Annotated in this window: 16 protein-coding genes; 4 read left to right on the top strand and 12 right to left on the bottom strand. The window is 66.5% G+C overall.

Features of this window, described 5'->3' with window-relative positions; all coding sequences use genetic code 11:
* Window positions 1-7: 7 nt before the first annotated feature.
* Window positions 8-1,096: a PA0069 family radical SAM protein gene (locus GOY17_RS00080; protein ID WP_115843150.1), complete on the bottom strand. Its 1,089-nt coding sequence runs from the start codon at window positions 1,094-1,096 to the stop codon at window positions 8-10.
* A 106-nt stretch (window positions 1,097-1,202) separates the two neighbouring features.
* Here GOY17_RS00080 and cls point away from each other — a divergent pair, with 106 nt between their 5' ends.
* The 4 genes from cls (at window position 1,203) to GOY17_RS00060 (ending at window position 4,450) form a co-directional block, all read left to right on the top strand.
* The gene (gene cls / locus GOY17_RS00075) at window positions 1,203-2,639 is read left to right on the top strand and encodes a cardiolipin synthase (RefSeq protein ID WP_157028805.1); all 1,437 of its coding nucleotides are present in this window, start codon (window positions 1,203-1,205) and stop codon (window positions 2,637-2,639) included.
* 111 nt (window positions 2,640-2,750) lie between these two features.
* On the top strand, window positions 2,751-3,014 hold the full coding sequence (locus GOY17_RS00070; RefSeq protein ID WP_157028804.1) for a hypothetical protein: 264 nt from the start codon (window positions 2,751-2,753) through the stop codon (window positions 3,012-3,014).
* Window positions 3,015-3,132: 118 nt separating this feature from the next.
* On the top strand, window positions 3,133-3,636 hold the full coding sequence (locus GOY17_RS00065) for a hypothetical protein (RefSeq protein ID WP_157028803.1): 504 nt from the start codon (window positions 3,133-3,135) through the stop codon (window positions 3,634-3,636).
* Between the two features lie 43 nt (window positions 3,637-3,679).
* Window positions 3,680-4,450, top strand: coding sequence for a pyridoxine 5'-phosphate synthase (locus GOY17_RS00060; protein WP_157028802.1), 771 nt, complete (start codon window positions 3,680-3,682; stop codon window positions 4,448-4,450).
* Between the two features lie 51 nt (window positions 4,451-4,501).
* On the opposite strand, the gene GOY17_RS00055 is transcribed toward GOY17_RS00060, so the two are convergent.
* The 11 genes from GOY17_RS00055 to dnaA all read right to left on the bottom strand — a co-directional run bounded on the left by GOY17_RS00055 (window position 4,502) and on the right by dnaA (window position 16,431).
* Window positions 4,502-4,855, bottom strand: coding sequence for an ExbD/TolR family protein (locus GOY17_RS00055; RefSeq protein ID WP_198173750.1), 354 nt, complete (start codon window positions 4,853-4,855; stop codon window positions 4,502-4,504).
* Window positions 4,856-5,091: 236 nt separating this feature from the next.
* Window positions 5,092-5,505 carry an ExbD/TolR family protein gene (locus GOY17_RS00050; protein ID WP_115843160.1) on the bottom strand — a complete coding sequence of 138 codons (414 nt, stop codon included), beginning with the start codon at window positions 5,503-5,505 and terminating at the stop codon, window positions 5,092-5,094.
* Between the two features lie 15 nt (window positions 5,506-5,520).
* Window positions 5,521-5,940 carry an ExbD/TolR family protein gene (locus GOY17_RS00045; RefSeq protein ID WP_115843162.1) on the bottom strand — a complete coding sequence of 140 codons (420 nt, stop codon included), beginning with the start codon at window positions 5,938-5,940 and terminating at the stop codon, window positions 5,521-5,523.
* A 49-nt stretch (window positions 5,941-5,989) separates the two neighbouring features.
* Entirely contained in the window at window positions 5,990-6,742 is a 753-nt protein-coding gene (locus GOY17_RS00040) for a MotA/TolQ/ExbB proton channel family protein (RefSeq protein WP_115843164.1), read from the bottom strand.
* Between the two features lie 73 nt (window positions 6,743-6,815).
* On the bottom strand, window positions 6,816-7,490 hold the full coding sequence (locus GOY17_RS00035) for an energy transducer TonB (RefSeq protein ID WP_115843166.1): 675 nt from the start codon (window positions 7,488-7,490) through the stop codon (window positions 6,816-6,818).
* Window positions 7,491-7,641: 151 nt separating this feature from the next.
* Window positions 7,642-8,856 carry a tetratricopeptide repeat protein gene (locus GOY17_RS00030; RefSeq protein ID WP_157028800.1) on the bottom strand — a complete coding sequence of 405 codons (1,215 nt, stop codon included), beginning with the start codon at window positions 8,854-8,856 and terminating at the stop codon, window positions 7,642-7,644.
* A 125-nt stretch (window positions 8,857-8,981) separates the two neighbouring features.
* A complete protein-coding gene (locus GOY17_RS00025; protein WP_115843170.1) occupies window positions 8,982-9,788 on the bottom strand; it encodes a M48 family metallopeptidase in 807 nt (268 codons plus the stop codon).
* A gap of 131 nt (window positions 9,789-9,919) precedes the next feature.
* The gene (gene gyrB, locus GOY17_RS00020; protein ID WP_157028799.1) at window positions 9,920-12,385 is read right to left on the bottom strand and encodes a DNA topoisomerase (ATP-hydrolyzing) subunit B; all 2,466 of its coding nucleotides are present in this window, start codon (window positions 12,383-12,385) and stop codon (window positions 9,920-9,922) included.
* A gap of 133 nt (window positions 12,386-12,518) precedes the next feature.
* Window positions 12,519-13,616, bottom strand: coding sequence for a DNA replication/repair protein RecF (recF, locus tag GOY17_RS00015; protein ID WP_157028798.1), 1,098 nt, complete (start codon window positions 13,614-13,616; stop codon window positions 12,519-12,521).
* Window positions 13,617-13,695: 79 nt separating this feature from the next.
* Complete coding sequence (gene dnaN, locus GOY17_RS00010) at window positions 13,696-14,796, bottom strand: DNA polymerase III subunit beta (protein WP_157028797.1); 1,101 nt, start codon at window positions 14,794-14,796, stop codon at window positions 13,696-13,698.
* 300 nt (window positions 14,797-15,096) lie between these two features.
* Window positions 15,097-16,431: a chromosomal replication initiator protein DnaA gene (gene dnaA / locus GOY17_RS00005; RefSeq protein WP_157028796.1), complete on the bottom strand. Its 1,335-nt coding sequence runs from the start codon at window positions 16,429-16,431 to the stop codon at window positions 15,097-15,099.

Raw genomic sequence — 16,431 nt, 5'->3', positions numbered from 1 at the left:
GGTTCGATCAGAACAGCTCGCCCTGCGGCGACGGTTTGCGCGGCGGCACGAACTGGCTGGTGTCGAGGGCCGGCATCGAGCCGAAGCCCAGCCGCGCGTGCGCCTTGCGGAAGCGTTGCGCGATCAGCTGCGCGAATGGCCCTTCGCCGCGCATGCGCGTGCCGAAGGCGCTGTCGTAGTCCTTGCCGCCGCGCATCTGCTGGATGAGGCTCATCACGTGCTCGGCGCGGTCGGGGTAATGCAGCTGCAGCCATTCGCGCCACACCTGCTTGAGTTCGTGCGGCAGGCGGAGCAGCACGTAGCCGGCCGACGTCGCGCCGTGATCGCGGCAGGCTTCGAGGATGTGCTCGATCTCGCGGTCGTTGATCATCGGAATGACCGGCGCGACCATCACGCCCACGGGTATGCCGGCATCGACGAGCGTGCGGATGGCCTTCAGGCGCGCATGCGGCGCCGACGCGCGGGGTTCCATGCGCGCGGACAGGCGGTTGTCGAGCGAAGTCACCGAGAACGCGACGCTCGCCAGGCCGCGTTTCGCGAGCGGCGCGATGAGGTCGATGTCGCGCACGACGCCGGCGTTCTTGGTGATGATGCTGAACGGATGCGAGCACGCGCCGAGCACTTCGATCACCGAACGCGTCACGCGGTAGCGGCGTTCGATCGGCTGGTACGAGTCGGTGTTGATGCCCAGCGCGAGCGGTACGCACTGATAGGACGGCCGCGCGAGTTCGTTCTGCAGCAGTTCGGCCGCGTTGGTCTTGGCGAACAGGCGCGTTTCGAAATCCAGCCCCGGCGAGAGATCGAGGTAGGCGTGCGACGGCCGGGCGAAGCAGTAGACGCAGCCGTGTTCGCACCCGCGATACGGATTGACCGACGCGCTGTGGCCGACGTCGGGCGAGTCGTTGCGGCTGACGATGCTGCGGGCGCGCTCCTCGGTGACGCGGGTCTGCGGGCCGGGCGCGTCGGCGAGGTCCTCGTAGACCGAACCCCAGCCGTCATCCTCGCCCTGCGCGACGGTCACCGCATAGCGGCCGTCGACGTACGAGGCCGCACCTCGACCCTTGATCGGTGCCTGGGCTTTGCGGGCGTCATCCATCGGCCTTAGCCTACGCGCGGCCCGTCGCAGCCCGTGAGACGGACGGCCGCGACGCGGCAACGACGCGACGCACGGCAGGCTGAATACCGGAGGAGACCCGCCCTGCATGCTCGACATCCTGCGTAGCGCCTGGAGCGCGTTCGCCTCGATCCCGAACCTGGGGCTGTACCTCGTCCTCGGCTGGCTGACCTACGTGGTCTGGCTCGGGCTGTGGATCGTGCTCCAGAAGCGCGAGCCGGTGGCGACGCTGAGCTGGCTGATCAGCCTGGCGGCACTGCCGTACATCGGCTTCCTCATCTACTTCTTCTTCGGCCCGCAACGGATCCGCCGCCAGCGCCTGCGCCGCGTGCGCGCCCGCGCGACCTTGCCGCCGCCGCCCGAAGGCCTGGTGCCCACGCCGGACGCGATCGAACTGGCGCGGCTGGCGCAATCCACGACCGGGCTGCCGCCGATCACCGCCACGCGCGTGGACCTGCTGATCGACGGCTCGGCCAAGTACGTCGCGTTGCTGGAGGCGATCGCGAGCGCGCGCGACCACATCCACCTGGAGTACTACATCTACCTACCCGATCGCACCGGCACTGCGCTGCGCGATGCGCTGGTCGAGCGCGCCCGCGCCGGCGTGCAGGTGCGGCTGCTGCTCGACGCGGTGGGATCGGGACGCACCAAGCGCAAGTTCCTCCAGCCGCTGGTGGAGGCCGGCGCGGAAGTCGCGTGGTTCCATCCGATGAAGCTGCAGTGGTTCTGGAAGCGGCCGTGGCTGAACCTGCGCACGCACCGGAAGATCGTCGTGATCGATGGCGAGATCGGCTTCACCGGCGGCATCAACATCACCGACGAGGAAGACGAGCGCCTGCGCGAGGACGCGTACCGCGACCTGCACCTGCGACTGGAAGGCGACATCGTCCGCGAGCTGCAGCTGGTCTTCATCGAGGACTGGGCGTACGCGACGGGGGAACCGCCGCTGCGCGTGCATCATCCGGCGCCGCGTCGGGGGACGATTTCGGCGCAGGTGCTGGTGTCGGGGCCGGACTCCTCGTGGGAGGCGATCCACCGCGTGCACGTCGCGGCGATCCATTCCGCGCAGCGTCGCGTGTGGCTGGTGACGCCGTATTTCGTGCCCGGGGAGGCGGCGCGCATGGCGCTGACCTCGGCGGCGCTGGGCGGGCTCGACGTGCGACTGCTGGTGCCCAAGGTCTGCGACAGCCGGCTGGTGACGCTCGCCGCCCGGTCGTACTTCGACGAGCTGCTCGAAGCCGGCGTCAAGGTGCACGAGTACGGCCCGCGCATGCTGCACAGCAAGGCGCTGCTGTGCGACGACGACCTGGCCATCGTCGGCAGTGCGAATTTCGACCACCGCAGCTTCCGGCTCAACTTCGAGGTCTCGGTGCTGTTCCGCGACAAGGCGCTGGCTGCCGAGCTGGAGTCGCTCATCCAGGGCGAGTGCAATCTCGCGCCACGTGTCCGGGAGGATCGAGCGCAGCCGCTGTGGAGCACGCGGCTGCCGGAAGGGCTCGCGCGGCTGGTCTCGCCGTTGCTGTGACGGCCGCCGCGCTTCGCTGACGGGCGGTCACGCGAGCCCGGCAATCGGGCGATTCCCACGGAGATCGCGCGCTACACTGCCGGCGCGTCGCACCCTCTCACGGAGCTTCCCATGCACTGGCTGTACCTCCTGCTCGCACTGGTCGCCTTGGCGGTCGCGTTCAAGACGACGTCGGTGGCGGTCCTGATGGTGTGCCTGCTTGCGGCACTGGGCTTCGGGCTGGCGTGGGTGCTCAAGCTGCTGGCCGCGCGAGTCGACAGCCAGACGCGTGACTCGACGCTGATCCTGGATCCGGCCGAGCTGCGCCGTCTGCGCGAGCAGGCCGAAGCGCGCCGCGCCGCCGCGGGCAATCCGCCGGCGCCGCCGGCCGCCTGAGCGGCGAACCTCCGCAAGCCGCTGGCTCACGCCCGCTGCGCTAGTATCGGCGCGCCGGGCCGCGGACTCGCCCGCCGGTCTGGCCGGATGCGGTGGGCGCTGCCGTCCCATCGCCAACATGCGCCGGCTCGCGCCGTCGATCGCCATCGTGGAGATCGCCATGAAAGCTTTCGGCCTTCCACTCCTGTCCCTCTGCCTCCTCGCCGGTACCTGCGTTGCCGGTCAGGATTTGCCCGAACCCACGCCCGTTTCGAACGCCACCGGCTGCGGCCGCATAAGCATCTTCGACGTCGCGCCGCGTAGCCAGGACCTGTATCGCGCGCGGCTGATGAACCTCGACGGCCAGCTTCCCGGCCCCGCAGGTGCGAAGAGCTTTCGCGTAACGCCCGGCCGGCATGTCTTGCAGGTCGCCGAACTGATCGATCCGGAACAGTTCAACGACGTGCAGCGGCGACAGCGCGACATGCGCGCCAATCCCTATAAGGATCTGGTGGTCGACGTGCAGCCGAACACGACCTATCTTCTCGGCGCGCGGCTCGTCGAGGCGCGTCGCAACTACATCACCGACGGCTCCTACTGGGAGCCGGTCATCTATCAGCAGAACTCCGAGAAGTGCCAGTGATCCAAGCGTGGAGCTTCGCGACGTCGACGCAGGACGTCGCGCGATGACCGTACTGAGCGTCAACGTCAACAAGATCGCCGTGCTGCGCAATTCGCGCGGCGGCTCCGAACCCGATGTGGTGCGCGCCGCGCGCGCGTGCCTGGACGCCGGGGCCCACGGCATCACCGTGCATCCGCGTCCGGATGCGCGGCACATCCGTGCCGACGACGTGTATGCGCTGGCCGAACTCACGCGCGAACGTGGCGTGGAGTTCAACCTCGAAGGCAATCCCTTCGCACCGCCGCGCGCCGGCTATCCCGGGTTCTTCGCGCTCTGCGACGCGGTGCGTCCGGCGCAGGCGACGCTGGTTCCCGACGGCGACGCGCAGCTCACGTCCGATCACGGTTTCGATTTCGTGCGCGATGCGGAGTCGCTGCGTCCGCACGTCGATGCGCTGAAAGGCATCGGCTGCCGCGTCAGCCTGTTCGCCGATGCGCACACGCCCGGCGGGCGCGCTGGCATCGCGCATGCCTCGCACGTCGGGGCCGATCGCGTCGAGCTTTACACCGGACCGTGGGCGGAGGCTTTCGCGAGCGGGCAGGGCCACGCGATGGCGGTGCATTTCGCCGAAGCCGCCAGGCGCGCGCAGGACGCCGGCCTCGGCGTCAACGCGGGACACGATCTGAGTCAGGAAAGCCTCGGCGCCTTCCTGCGCGCCGTGCCGGGCGTCCTTGAGGTATCCATCGGCCATGCGCTCATCGGTGAAGCGCTGTACGACGGCCTGGATGCGACCGTGCGCGGGTATCTCGCCCTGCTGGGTGAGGAGCGGAGCTGAGGCACTTCCAGAAGTGGGCGCCCGCCGAGCGGCGGGCGCCGGTTCGACGCTTTATTCCCAGGCGATATCGCGGACGCCGTTGCGCTGGGCTTCGGCCAGCGTCCAGGCAAAGTCCTGATAGTCCGCATCCGCGTTCGCGGTGATCTGGACGACGGTACGGGGATCGGCCTGCATCAGATCGCGCAGCGCCTGCGGCAAGGCCGCGCGCTCGAGCGCGACGCCATCAAGCTGGAAGTGGCCGTTCGCATCGACTTTCAACGCCACACGTCGTGGCGGTTCTTTCCGCTGTGTGGTCTCAATGTTCTGCGGCAATCGCAGGTCGATCTTGCTGGCCACCATCGGCGTGGCGACCATGAAGATCACGAGCAGCACCAGCATGACGTCGACCAGCGGCGTGATGTTCATCTGCGCGACCTCGGTGTGGCCGCTGCGGGACGACGAAGGGGAATCGCGGAAAACGGAAGCAGCCATCGCGCAACCTCCATGGGCCCCATGCCCGGTTCCACGCTAAACCCGGCGGGGCGGCGGCTGCAAGTCGCACGAAGGTTGTAGGGAGCGGCAGGGCGACGCGCCTGGGCCTTTCGAACGCACAAAAGAAAACGCCGCCCGGAGGCGGCGTCTTCCCGACAGGTAAGCGTCAATCAGTTCTGGACGAAGCCAATCTTTTCCATATTGGCGTTCTTCGCATGCGCCAGCACCTTCGCCAGGATGCCGTAATCGGCGTCCGGGCTGGTATCGATCTCGAGCATGGGCTGATTGCTCGGGTCGCGCTGGACCTCCGCCTTCATCATGTCCTGGATCGCGGTGATGGGCTGCGGAGCGTCGTTCCAGAACACCTGACCGGACGCGTCGATACGCAGCCTGATCGGCGGCGGCGGTTCGCGCGTTTGCGGCGGCGGGTTCAGCGACTTCTGCGGCAGGTTAACGTCGATCGGATACGTCAGCGGAGGCGCCGTCACCATGAAGATGATCAGCAACACCAACATCACGTCCACGAGGGGCGTGACGTTCATGTCCGACATCGGACCGCCACCGGATTTCGATGCAAATGCCATTACTGGATCTCCGGATCAGCGAGGTTCTTTGAGCGCCATGAAGCCGACCTTGCGCATGCCCTGGGCCTGCGCAATCTGCACCACTTCGGACACGATGCGGTACTTGGTCGTCTTGTCGCCGCGGACGTTGATTTCCGGCTGCGGCGTCTTCTGAGCTTCGATCGACAGACGGCTCTCGAGCAGGTCCTTGGTCACCGGCTCGTCGTTCCAGTAAAGGTTGCCGTTGTCTTCCACCGTGATGCTGATCGGCGGAACCGGCGGAGCCTCACTGTCACGCTTGTCCAGATTCGCTTCCGGAAGATCGACCTGGACCTTATGCGACATCAGGGGCGCGGTGATCATGAAGATGATGAGCAGAACCAGCATCACGTCCACGAGGGGCGTGACGTTGATCTCGGCCATCGGGCCGCCGCTATCGCCAGTACTGAAGGCCATTACGAAACTCCAACCTGCTGCAAGAGGGTGTCGTTGTTACAACGCGTTCTTAGCGCTTCGCGCCCACTTCGCCGACGCGCGAGCCGGTGGCGAAGAAGTCGTGCAGATCGTGCGCGAACGTATCGAACTTGTTGTTGGTGACGCGGTTGAGGCGGGTGAAGAAGTTGTACGCCAGCACCGCCGGGATCGCGACGAACAGACCGATGGCGGTCATGATCAGCGCTTCGCCCACCGGACCTGCGACGGCGTCGATCGACGCCTGGCCGGTCGCGCTGATGCGGATCAGGGCGTGGTAGATGCCCCACACGGTACCGAGCAGACCGACGAACGGAGCGGTCGAACCGACGGTGGCGAGCACGGTCAGGCCGGCTTCCAGCTTCGACGACTCACGGGTCACGCCCTGGCGCAGCGCACGGTCAACGAACTCCGAGCGGTTCAGGGACTCGACCAGGCGCGAACCTTCGTGGCGCTGGTGGTGGGCAGCCGCCTGGGCGGCGTCGAGGGCGATCTTCGAGAACGGCTCGAAACGGCCCTGCTCTTCCATGAAACGGATGGCGTCCTGCGCGTTCGGGGTTTCCCAGAACGTGGAGACGACGCGATCCGAACTGGCGCGCAGGCGCAGGTTCTTCACGAAGTTCACGACGATCCAGTAGATCGACAGGATCGACATGATCGCCAGAGTGATGAAGACGACCCAGCCGACGAAGTCGAAGTTCTGCAACAGATGCGCGAAGCTCATCTGCTGAAGTGCCTGGGCGTTGGAGCCTCCAGCAGTCGCAGCGGTGGTGGTTTCCTGCAGCATGACGCTTACCTTTGAAATGTCGTGGAAAAGGAGTGTGTTGCGGGTTTGGTGCTAACGAATCCCGTGACCCCGATCAGGTCGGCGGGACGAAATCGACCGGGACGCGGACGCGGCTCTGGACACCGACGCCGTTCTGCATTTCCGGGTTGAACTTCCACTTCCGGGCAGCATCCATTGCAGCGCGGTCGAGGTTGCGGTTGCGGCTCGACTTCTCGACAGCGACGTCAAGCACGTTGCCCTGGCCGTCGATGGTGATGACCAGCACGACCGTGCCACCAACACCCTGACGGGCTTCCGTCGGCGGGTACTTGGGCGGGTTGAGCCGCTTCGAGGACGGATCGACGCTCGAACCGATCGTCGTGGCCGGTGCGGGCGGCGACGGCGGGCTCGGCGGCGGCGCCTGCACGTCCACCGGGCTCGGGTCGTCGACCACGATCGGCGGCTCTTCCGGCGGCGGCGGCAACGGCGTCGGCTGCGGCGGAGTGAGCTTCGGCGGCGGCTTCAGCTCCTTCGGCGGTTCCGGCGGCGGCGGCGGCGGCGGCGGCGGCGGCGGCGGCGGCTTGATGAGGTTGACGAACGTGACCTCCTCTTCCTTCTGCTGCTGGGCCGGAGGGGCCATCGGAGCAAGCAGGAGGAGCAGGGCCGCGACGTGGAAGGCGATCGCGATGGTGATACCGGCAATACGTGCCCAGTTCAAACCTTCGCGGTCGTCGTCGGTTCTAGCGTGAATTTCTAGGTCTTGCGTCATGCGCCGTAGCTCGGGAGGTAATTCCGGACGCCAGGGCGCCTCGGGCCGTCAGATACGATTCCCGCGGCCCATGTCGAGTCGCGGGAACCTCCTAGCATATACCAATTCGCGTCCGTGTAATCACACAAATCGGTAGATTCGCTTTGCCGAATTACTTCCCCGGCAGGGCGAGAATCTTCTTGGCGTCGTCGGGCTTCTTGACGCCCTTGGCGACGGCCTGCTTGGCGGCTTCCTTGGCCTCGGGGATGCGGTCTTCCTGCCACAGGACACGGGCGAGATTCAGGTAAGCCTCGCCATCGGGGGCTAGCGGAGCGGCCTTCTTGTAGGCGTCAATCGCCGGGCCGGCCTGGTCGGAGAAATAGTACGCCTGCGCCTGTGCGAGGTACGTCTGGTAGTCCGGCTTCAGGACACCCTTCTGGATACCGTCGTTGATGACCGCGATGGCTTCCTTCTCCTTGCCGTCCATGTTCAGGTACGTGGCGTAGAGCTGGCGGTATTCCTTGTCTTCGGTCAGCTGGCCGGAAGCGCGCAGCTTCTCGAGCACGGCGGCCGACTTGTCGTACATCTCGCCCTGCTGGTACACGGCGGCCAGGTTGAGCTGGGCGCGCTTGTCGTTCGGGTTCTTCGCGGCGACGGCCTCGGCCATCTTGGCCGCTTCACCGGCGTTGCCCGACTCGGCGTAGGTCGCCATCAGCAGCTGCTGCCATTCCGGCTTCGGCGTCGGGCTGGAATCGATGGCCTGCTTGAGGACCGTAGCGGCTTCCGGGTAGCGCTCCAGGCGGTACAGGGCGTTGCCCTTGACCACCAGCTGCTCCGGCTTGGTGCTCTTGGTTTCGTTGAAGAAGGTATCGAGCGTCTTCAGCGATTCGGCGTACTGCTCGTCCTGCAGCTGCAGCTGGGCGAGCATGTACATCGCGCCGTAGTGGCCGTTGTTGTCCAAGCCATTGAGTTCAATCGCCTTGCGCAGGTAGTTCTTGGCGGCGGCGGTGTCGTCGGCGTCGTAGGCGATCTGCGCGGCCATCTGCGCGGCGAACGCGCGGTCGTAGGCGTTGAAGGTCTCGGTCGCGATGATTTCGTCGGCGGCGGCGCGGGCCTCGGTGCCCTTGTCGTCGTCGTACAGGCCCATCATCTTCTGCAGCTTCTGGCCGCCCTTCGAAGAGGCCTTGGCCTCGACCTGGCGGGTCGCCTGCGGGTATTCCTCAGCCGGCTTGGCAGCCTTCTGCTTGCCTTCGGCCTGGCGTGCACGACGCTCCTCGGCGCGATCCTGCGCGGACTGGGCATTCACCTGGCTGACCGCACCGAACACCAGCACCGCGCCAATGGCCGCGGCCAGGATGCTGCGGTTACGGAGGGAAAACTTGTTCATCGAACACCTCAGATCTGCTGCCGCACGCGGGCGCGCGCGGGACGATGGCACCGGGGCCAGGGGGGCGTCACGCTAACAGAAACGCACGACGCTGCGATACGGGGTTGTGTGCCGGATTTGCAGTCTTACGAACCGCACTTCGGCGTATGGCCGGACGCGCGCGCCTGCTCGAAAGTGGGCATGAGGCTTCCCGCGCGCGCGCCGAGTTCGTTGATGCGCGACTGCGGATCCGGGTGGGTCGAAAGCCACTGCGGAGGACGGCTGCCGCCCGCGGCAATCATGTTCTGCCACAGATTCACGGCCTGGCGGGGGTCGAAGCCCGCCTTCGCGGCCAGCTGCTGGCCGACCACGTCCGCCTCGGTTTCCTGCGTTCGCGAGTTCGGAAGCAGGTAGAAGGTCTGCGCCGCGGCGCCGCCGATCTGGCCGGCTGCATTGCCGGCACCTGAACCGTAGGCACTACCGAGGATCGCACTGCCGATGCCGAGCAGGGTCGAGGTGCCCTGCTGCTTGGTGATGCGCTCGTCGTGGTGGCGCGAGACGACGTGGCCGATCTCGTGCGCGATGACCGCCGCGAGCTGGTCCTGGTTCTTGGCCACGGTGAAGATGCCGGTGTTGACGCCGATCTTGCCGCCTGGAAGGGCAAAGGCGTTCGGGGAATCGTCCTGGAAGACGGCCACTTCCCACTGTGTCTGCCAGCCGGCTGGCAGCTGCCGGGTGATGGCGTCGACGACGCAGCGTACGTAGGTGTTCTGGCGCGCGTCGGTGCTCAATTTTTCCTTCGCCTTGGCCTCTGCGAAGGCCTGGGCGCCCAACTGGTTGAGCTGTTCCTGCGAGACCGCGCCGACGTACTGCGTGCGTCCGGTGGGCGAGGTCGTGGTGGCGCAGGCGACCACGAGGGTGGCGATGGCGAGGCCGAGCAAAGCGCGTTTCATCGATTCACCCTGAAGAGGAGGCTTGAGGCTGAAGGGGGTTGTATCGCCCGCCGGATTAACACTTCGTCAATGCCTGAACACGCACGCGCGCCGCTTCCGGGGCACGAAGCCCCGGGATGGCTCGCGACGCATCACACGTCGAGGTTGGCGACCTTGAGCGCGTTGTCTTCGATGAACTCGCGGCGCGGTTCGACGACGTCGCCCATCAGCGTGCTGAAGATCTGGTCGGCGGCAACCGCGTCCTCGATCCGCACCTGCAGCAGGCGGCGGGTCTCCGGGTTCACCGTCGTGTCCCAGAGCTGCTCGGGGTTCATTTCGCCCAGGCCCTTGAAGCGCTGGATCTGGCGGCCCTTCTTGGCTTCTTCCAGCAACCAGGTCTGCGCCTGCGCGAAGCTGTCGATGGGCTGCGCGCGATTGCCGCGCACGATCTGCGCGCCTTCGCGGATCAGGCCATGCAGCTGCGCGGCGGCTTCACGCACGGTGCGCAGTTCGCCGGCTTCGAAGATCGACAGCGGCAGCACCTGGGTGAGTTCCTCGCCCATGTGCAGGCGCTTGACCAGCAGCGCGGGCTGACCGGCACCTTCGTGCAGTTCCAGCGTGTAGCGCGGCTTGCCGAGGCCGCCACGATTGAGGCGCGCCTCCAACGCATCGAACTCGCGACGCAGCGCGGTGTGGTCAGCCAGCGCGGCGGCATCGAGCGGGATCGAATCGATCAGCGCTTCGATGACACTCGGATCGTACCGATGCGCGTTGCGGCCGATGGCCTCGCGTGCGCTCGCGTAGGCAAGCAGCAGCTTCTCCAGCGCGGCGCCTTCGATCGCCGGCTCGCCCGTGGCCGGCACGAGCGAGGCGCCTTCCACGGCGTTGTTCGCCAGGTACGCGTCGAGCGCCGCGTCGTCCTTGAGGTACAGCTCGTTCTTGCCCTGCTTGATCTTGTACAGCGGCGGCAGGCCGATGTAGACGTGGCCGCGCTCGATCAGCTCCGGCATCTGCCGGTAGAAGAAGGTCAGCAGCAGCGTGCGGATGTGGCTTCCGTCGACGTCCGCGTCGGTCATCAGGATGATGCGGTGGTAGCGCAGCTTGTCCGGGTTGTACTCGTCCTTGCCGATGCCGGTGCCCAGCGCGGTGATAAGCGTGCCGACTTCGGCGCTGCCGAGCATGCGATCGAAACGCGCGCGCTCGACGTTGAGGATCTTGCCCTTGAGCGGAAGGATCGCCTGCGTCTTGCGGTTGCGGCCCTGCTTGGCCGAGCCACCTGCCGAGTCACCCTCGACGATGAACAGTTCGGAGAGCGCCGGATCCTTCTCCTGGCAGTCGGCGAGCTTGCCTGGCAGGCCCGCGATGTCGAGCGCGCCCTTGCGGCGCGTGAGATCGCGCGCCTTGCGGGCGGCTTCGCGCGCGCGCGCGGCATCGACGACCTTCTCGCAGATCGCGCGGGCTTCCTGGGGGTGTTCCTGCAGGAACTCTTCCAGGCGCGCACCGAAGGTCGCTTCGACCACCGGCTTCACGTCGGAGCTGACCAGCTTTTCCTTGGTCTGCGAAGAGAAGCTGGGGTCGGGCACCTTCACCGACAGCACGGCGATCATGCCTTCGCGCATGTCGTCGCCCGACAGGCTGATCTTGGCCTGCTTGGCGATGCCGTTCTGCTCGATGTAGTTGGACATCGTGCGCGTCAGGGCAGCGCGGAAGCCGGCCAGGTGCGTACCGCCGTCCTTCTGCGGGATGTTGTTGGTGAAGCAGAACATCGTTTCCTGGTAGGCGTCGGTCCACTGCAGGGCGACGTCCACCGTGATGCCGTTCTGTTCGCCCGACACCGAAATGACGTTGGGGTGCAGCGGATTCTTCAGCTGCGCCAGGTGCTCGACGAACGAGCGGATGCCACCGGCGTACTGGAAGACATCGCGCTTGCCTTCGCCGCGCTCGTCGACCAGCGTGATCTTCACGCCCGAATTGAGGAACGACAGCTCGCGCAGACGACGCGCGAGGATGTCGTAGTGGAACTCGATGTCGGTGAAGATCGACGCGGACGGCTTGAAGCGCAGGCGCGTGCCGCGCTTGTCGGAAGCTTCCAGCTGCTTGAGCGGAGCCACGGGCTCGCCCAGCGCATATTCCTGGTGATGGTGGAAGCCGTCGCGCCACACGTCGAGCCACAGGTGCTCCGACAGCGCATTGACCACCGAGACGCCCACGCCGTGCAGGCCGCCGGAAACCTTGTAGCTGTTGTCGTCGAACTTGCCGCCGGCGTGCAGCACGGTGAGGATCACCTCGGCCGCTGAGACGCCTTCTTCCTTGTGGATGTCCACCGGCATGCCGCGGCCGTTATCCAGCACGGAGACCGAGCCGTCCACGTGGATCGTCACCACGATGTCGTCGGCATGCCCCGCCAGGGCTTCGTCGACCGAGTTGTCGACGACTTCGAACACCATGTGGTGCAGGCCGGTGCCGTCGTGCACGTCGCCGATGTACATGCCCGGACGCTTGCGCACGGCTTCCAGACCACGCAGCACGGTGATCTTGCTGGAGTCGTAGGTCTGGGGAACGGCGGGGGTCGAAGCGACGGACGGATCTTGCGAGGGATCGTGCTCGATGTGGGTCATGCGGCGACAGGCTCCGTCGACGCGGTCCGCGGCGGGGCCGGGCGCGTCAAGACACATTAGCTATACAAACCGGGAGTATAACAGCCGGCGTTCGGGCGCTGGACAACCCGCCGTCGGACGGCGGGAAGCGGACTCAGCGGGTCGTGATGGCGCCATGTTCCACGTGAAACCGGTGCACGCGAGAATCGGTAGGGAGCCCGGGTGGGGCCTCGGTGCCGGTGATGAACACCTGGGCACCGCTGGACCGCAGGCGCGCCAGCACCCTTCCTTGATGGTGGCGATCGAGCTCGGATGCAAGGTCGTCGAGCGCGACCACGGGCCATTCGCCTTGTATCTGGTCGTGGTGTTCAGCCTGAGCGAGCAGGGCCGCCAGCGCGGTGAGCTTCGATTGGCCGCGGGAGAGCGCCTCGCGCCCCGGCAGGTTCGCGAACACGACCCGCCAGTCCGCCCGATGCGGCCCCACGCCGGTATAGCCGGCGGCGAGGTCGCGCTCGCGGGACAGCAGGAACGCATCTGCGAGCGACATCTCGTCGCGACGCCAGCCCGGTGCGTACTCGAGACGGCTCAGGCCCAGCGCCGGGGCGAGGTCGGACAACAACGGCTCGAAACGTAGCTGGAGGAGGTCGAGGTAGCGCTCGCGGAAACGGCTGAGCGGTTCTCCGGCCTCGGCGAGTTCGTGATCCCAAGCATCGAGCTGGGCGTCCCGGGCCCGGGCTTTGAGCAGCGCGTTCCGCTGCTTGAGGGCACGGCTGTATCGGCGCCACACCGGAAGGAAGTCTGGTTCCACGTGGAACAGCCCCCAGTCGAGGTAGCGGCGACGGGACTCGCCGCCGCCGGTGATCAGCGCGTGGCTACCGGGCTCGAATGTCGCGACCGCCAGCGCTGCGCAGAGATCCCCGAGCTGGGCGACTTTCGCGCCGTCGAGGCGACCGGTCCAATCCTGGCCGGTGTGACGAAGCCCGGCTTTCCGATGGCGCTCGTCATCTCCCGAACGGCCCGCCTTTTCCCGCCACTCGACGAATACCTCCAGGCCGGTATCGCCTGCCCGGATCAGGCCGTCGCGTACGCGGCCGCGGAAGCTGCGGCCGTAAGCCATCAGATGGAGCGCTTCGAGCACGGTCGTCTTGCCCGCGCCGTTGTCGCCGGTGATGAGGTTCAGGCAGGGGGCAGGGTCGAGGCGGAGATCCTGGAAGCGGCGCAGATGGCGCAGCTCAAGTCGGGTGACGTGCATCGGGACAAGTTTACCGGAGGGCGAAAACAAAGCGCCCGGCACGAGGCCGGGCGTCGATGTTTCACGTGGAACGCGTGAATCAGAGTCGCAGCGGCATCACGACGTGGCGGCAACGGTCGTTCGCCGCCTCGCGCACCAGCGCCGAGGAGTTCGCGTCGCGCAGCATGATGACCACGTGCTCGTCCTTCAGCGAGGTCAGCGCATCCAGCAGGTAGTTCACGTTGAACCCCACCGCCAGATCATCGACGCGCGTGTCGGCCTCGACCTCTTCCTGCGCTTCTTCCTGCTCCGGGTTGTGCGCGCTGATCTTCAGCTGGCCCGGCGAAACTTCCAGGCGAACGCCGCGGTACTTCTCGTTGGACAGGATCGCGGCGCGCTGCAGCGAGGCACGCAGGACTTCGCGATCGATCCGCACCTCACGGTCGGCACCGATCGGGATGACCGCCTCATAGTCCGGAAAGCGACCGTCGATCAGCTTGCTCGTAAAGGTGACATCGTCGCGCTTCACGCGAAGGTGGCCACGGCCCATTTCCAGCTCGAGCTCGCGCTCGCCGCCTTCCAGCAGGCGCTGCAGTTCCTGCACGCCCTTGCGCGGCACGATCAGCTGGCGCTTGGTCATCGCGCCGTTGTCGAGCGGCGATTCGCACAGCGCCAGGCGATGGCCGTCGGTGGCCACGCAGCGCAGGCTGGCTTCGCGCAGGTCGAACAGCAGGCCGTTGAGGTAGTAACGGACATCCTGCTGGGCCATCGCGAACGCCGTGCGTTCGATCAGTTCCTTGAGCGCCGCCTCGGGCACGCGGACGCGCTCGTTGGCTTCGACCTCGTCGATCGAAGGGAAGTCGTTCGCCGGCAGGCTCGACAGGGTGAAGCGGGAGCGCCCGGCCTGCACCGTGATCTTTTCGGCCGACTGCGAGACGGTGACCTTGCTGCCGTCGGGCAGGGCGCGAACGATCTCGAACAGCTTGCGCGCGGGGATCGTCGTTTCGCCGTCCTGTGCGTCATCCACCAGAACGCGCGAGACCATCTCCACTTCCAGGTCGGTACCGGTCAGCGAGAGCTGTCCGTCCTTCACCTGTACCAGCAGATTGGCCAGAACCGGCAGGGTCTGGCGGCGCTCGACGACGTTGACGACCTGAGCGAGCGGCTTGAGAAAGACTTCGCGTTGAAGGGAAAAACGCATGCGGACCCCGTCCCCGTGCCATTACTAAGTATGTGGAATAAATCAAAAGCATGGTGGTGATGGTGTCGCCGGAAATCCGGGAAAACCATCTCAAGCTCTTGATAACCAAGGTTTTTCTTACTTGTGAAACTTCGGTAGAACTGGCCGGGCAACCGGCGGACAAACTGTGGACAACTCTAGCGCACGGCGCGAGGGCCGAAACTGTCCACAACTTGTGCCCGCACCATACACGGCTTGCCCCGTGCGGACGGGGATAAGTATGTATCGGCGACCGTCGCTTTGCTGCGGGCCGCCGATGCATCACTCGCTGAGCTTGCGGATCAGCTTGTCCCAGTCTTCGCGCAGCTTGCCGTCGGTTTCCATCAGCGTGCGGATCTGGCGGCACGCGTGCAGCACCGTGGTGTGGTCGCGGCCGGCAAACGCGTCGCCGATCTCCGGCAGGCTGTGCTCTGTCAGCTCCTTGGCCAGCGCCATCGCCATCTGGCGCGGACGCGCCAACGAGCGCGTGCGGCGCTTGGACAGCAGGTCCTTCATCTGCAGGCCGTAGTAATCGGCCACGGTCTTCTGGATGTTCGGAATGCCGATCGCCTGCTGCTGCGCGCGCAACAGGTCGCGCAGGGTTTCCTGCGCGAATTCGACCGTGATCGCGCGGCCGGTGAAGTTGGCGCGCGCGGCGAGCGTGTTGAGCGCGCCTTCCAGGTCGCGCACGTTGCTGCGCATCTTCTTGGCGAGCAGGAACGCGACTTCCTCGGGAATGTGCGCGCCGCGTTCGCGCGCCTTGCTCAACACGATCTGCGCGCGTGTCTCGAAGTCCGGCGGTTCGATCGCCACGCTCAGGCCCCAGGCCAGGCGCGACTTCAGGCGCGGCTCCAGGCCTTCGACCTCGCGCGGATAGCGGTCGCAGGTCAGGATGATCTGCTGCTTGCCGTCGAACAGCGCGTTGAAGGTGTGGAAGAACTCCTCCTGCGTGCGGTCCTTGCCGGCGAAGAACTGGATGTCGTCGATCAGCAGCGCGTCGACCTGCTGGAACTGGCGCTTGAACGCGTCCATGGTCTTGTCCTGCAGCGACTTCATCATCGCGCTGAAGAACTGCTCGCTGCGCAGGTAGAGCACGCGCATGTTCGGATTCGCCGCGCGCATCGCGTTGCCGGCGGCGAACATCAGGTGCGTCTTGCCCAGGCCCGTGCCGCCGTACAGCAGCAGCGGGTTGTGCGCGCGATCGCCGGGCTTGAGCGAGGCCTGCCACGCGGCGGCGCGACCGAGCTGGTTGCTGCGGCCTTCGACGAAGTTCTCGAAGGTGTAGTGGTTGTCCAGGTGACCGTTGAACGGCTCGCTCGGCGCGGCGCGCACGGGCGCGACCAGCGTGGCGGCGACCGCTTCCGGGACCGGCGCGGCGGCGCGCGGGAGGGAGCCGATCTCCAGGCTCACCTCGTCGCTGCCGGCGAAATGCGCCAGAAGCTCGCGGATGCGGGGCAGGTAGCGCTCGCGAACGTGTTCGACCACGAACGCGTTGGGCGCGTAGAGCACCGTGGTGTCGTCTCGCCGCGTCGCCTGCAGGGGCTTGAGCCAGGTGTGGATATCCTCGGCCGGAAGTTCGGCTTCGAGGCGTTCGAGGCAGCGGGGCCAGGCATCCAT

This window comes from Lysobacter soli (assembly GCF_009755585.1).
GTDB classification, from domain to species: domain Bacteria; phylum Pseudomonadota; class Gammaproteobacteria; order Xanthomonadales; family Xanthomonadaceae; genus Lysobacter_J; species Lysobacter_J soli.
This window is presented reverse-complemented; position numbering and strand designations above follow the sequence as displayed.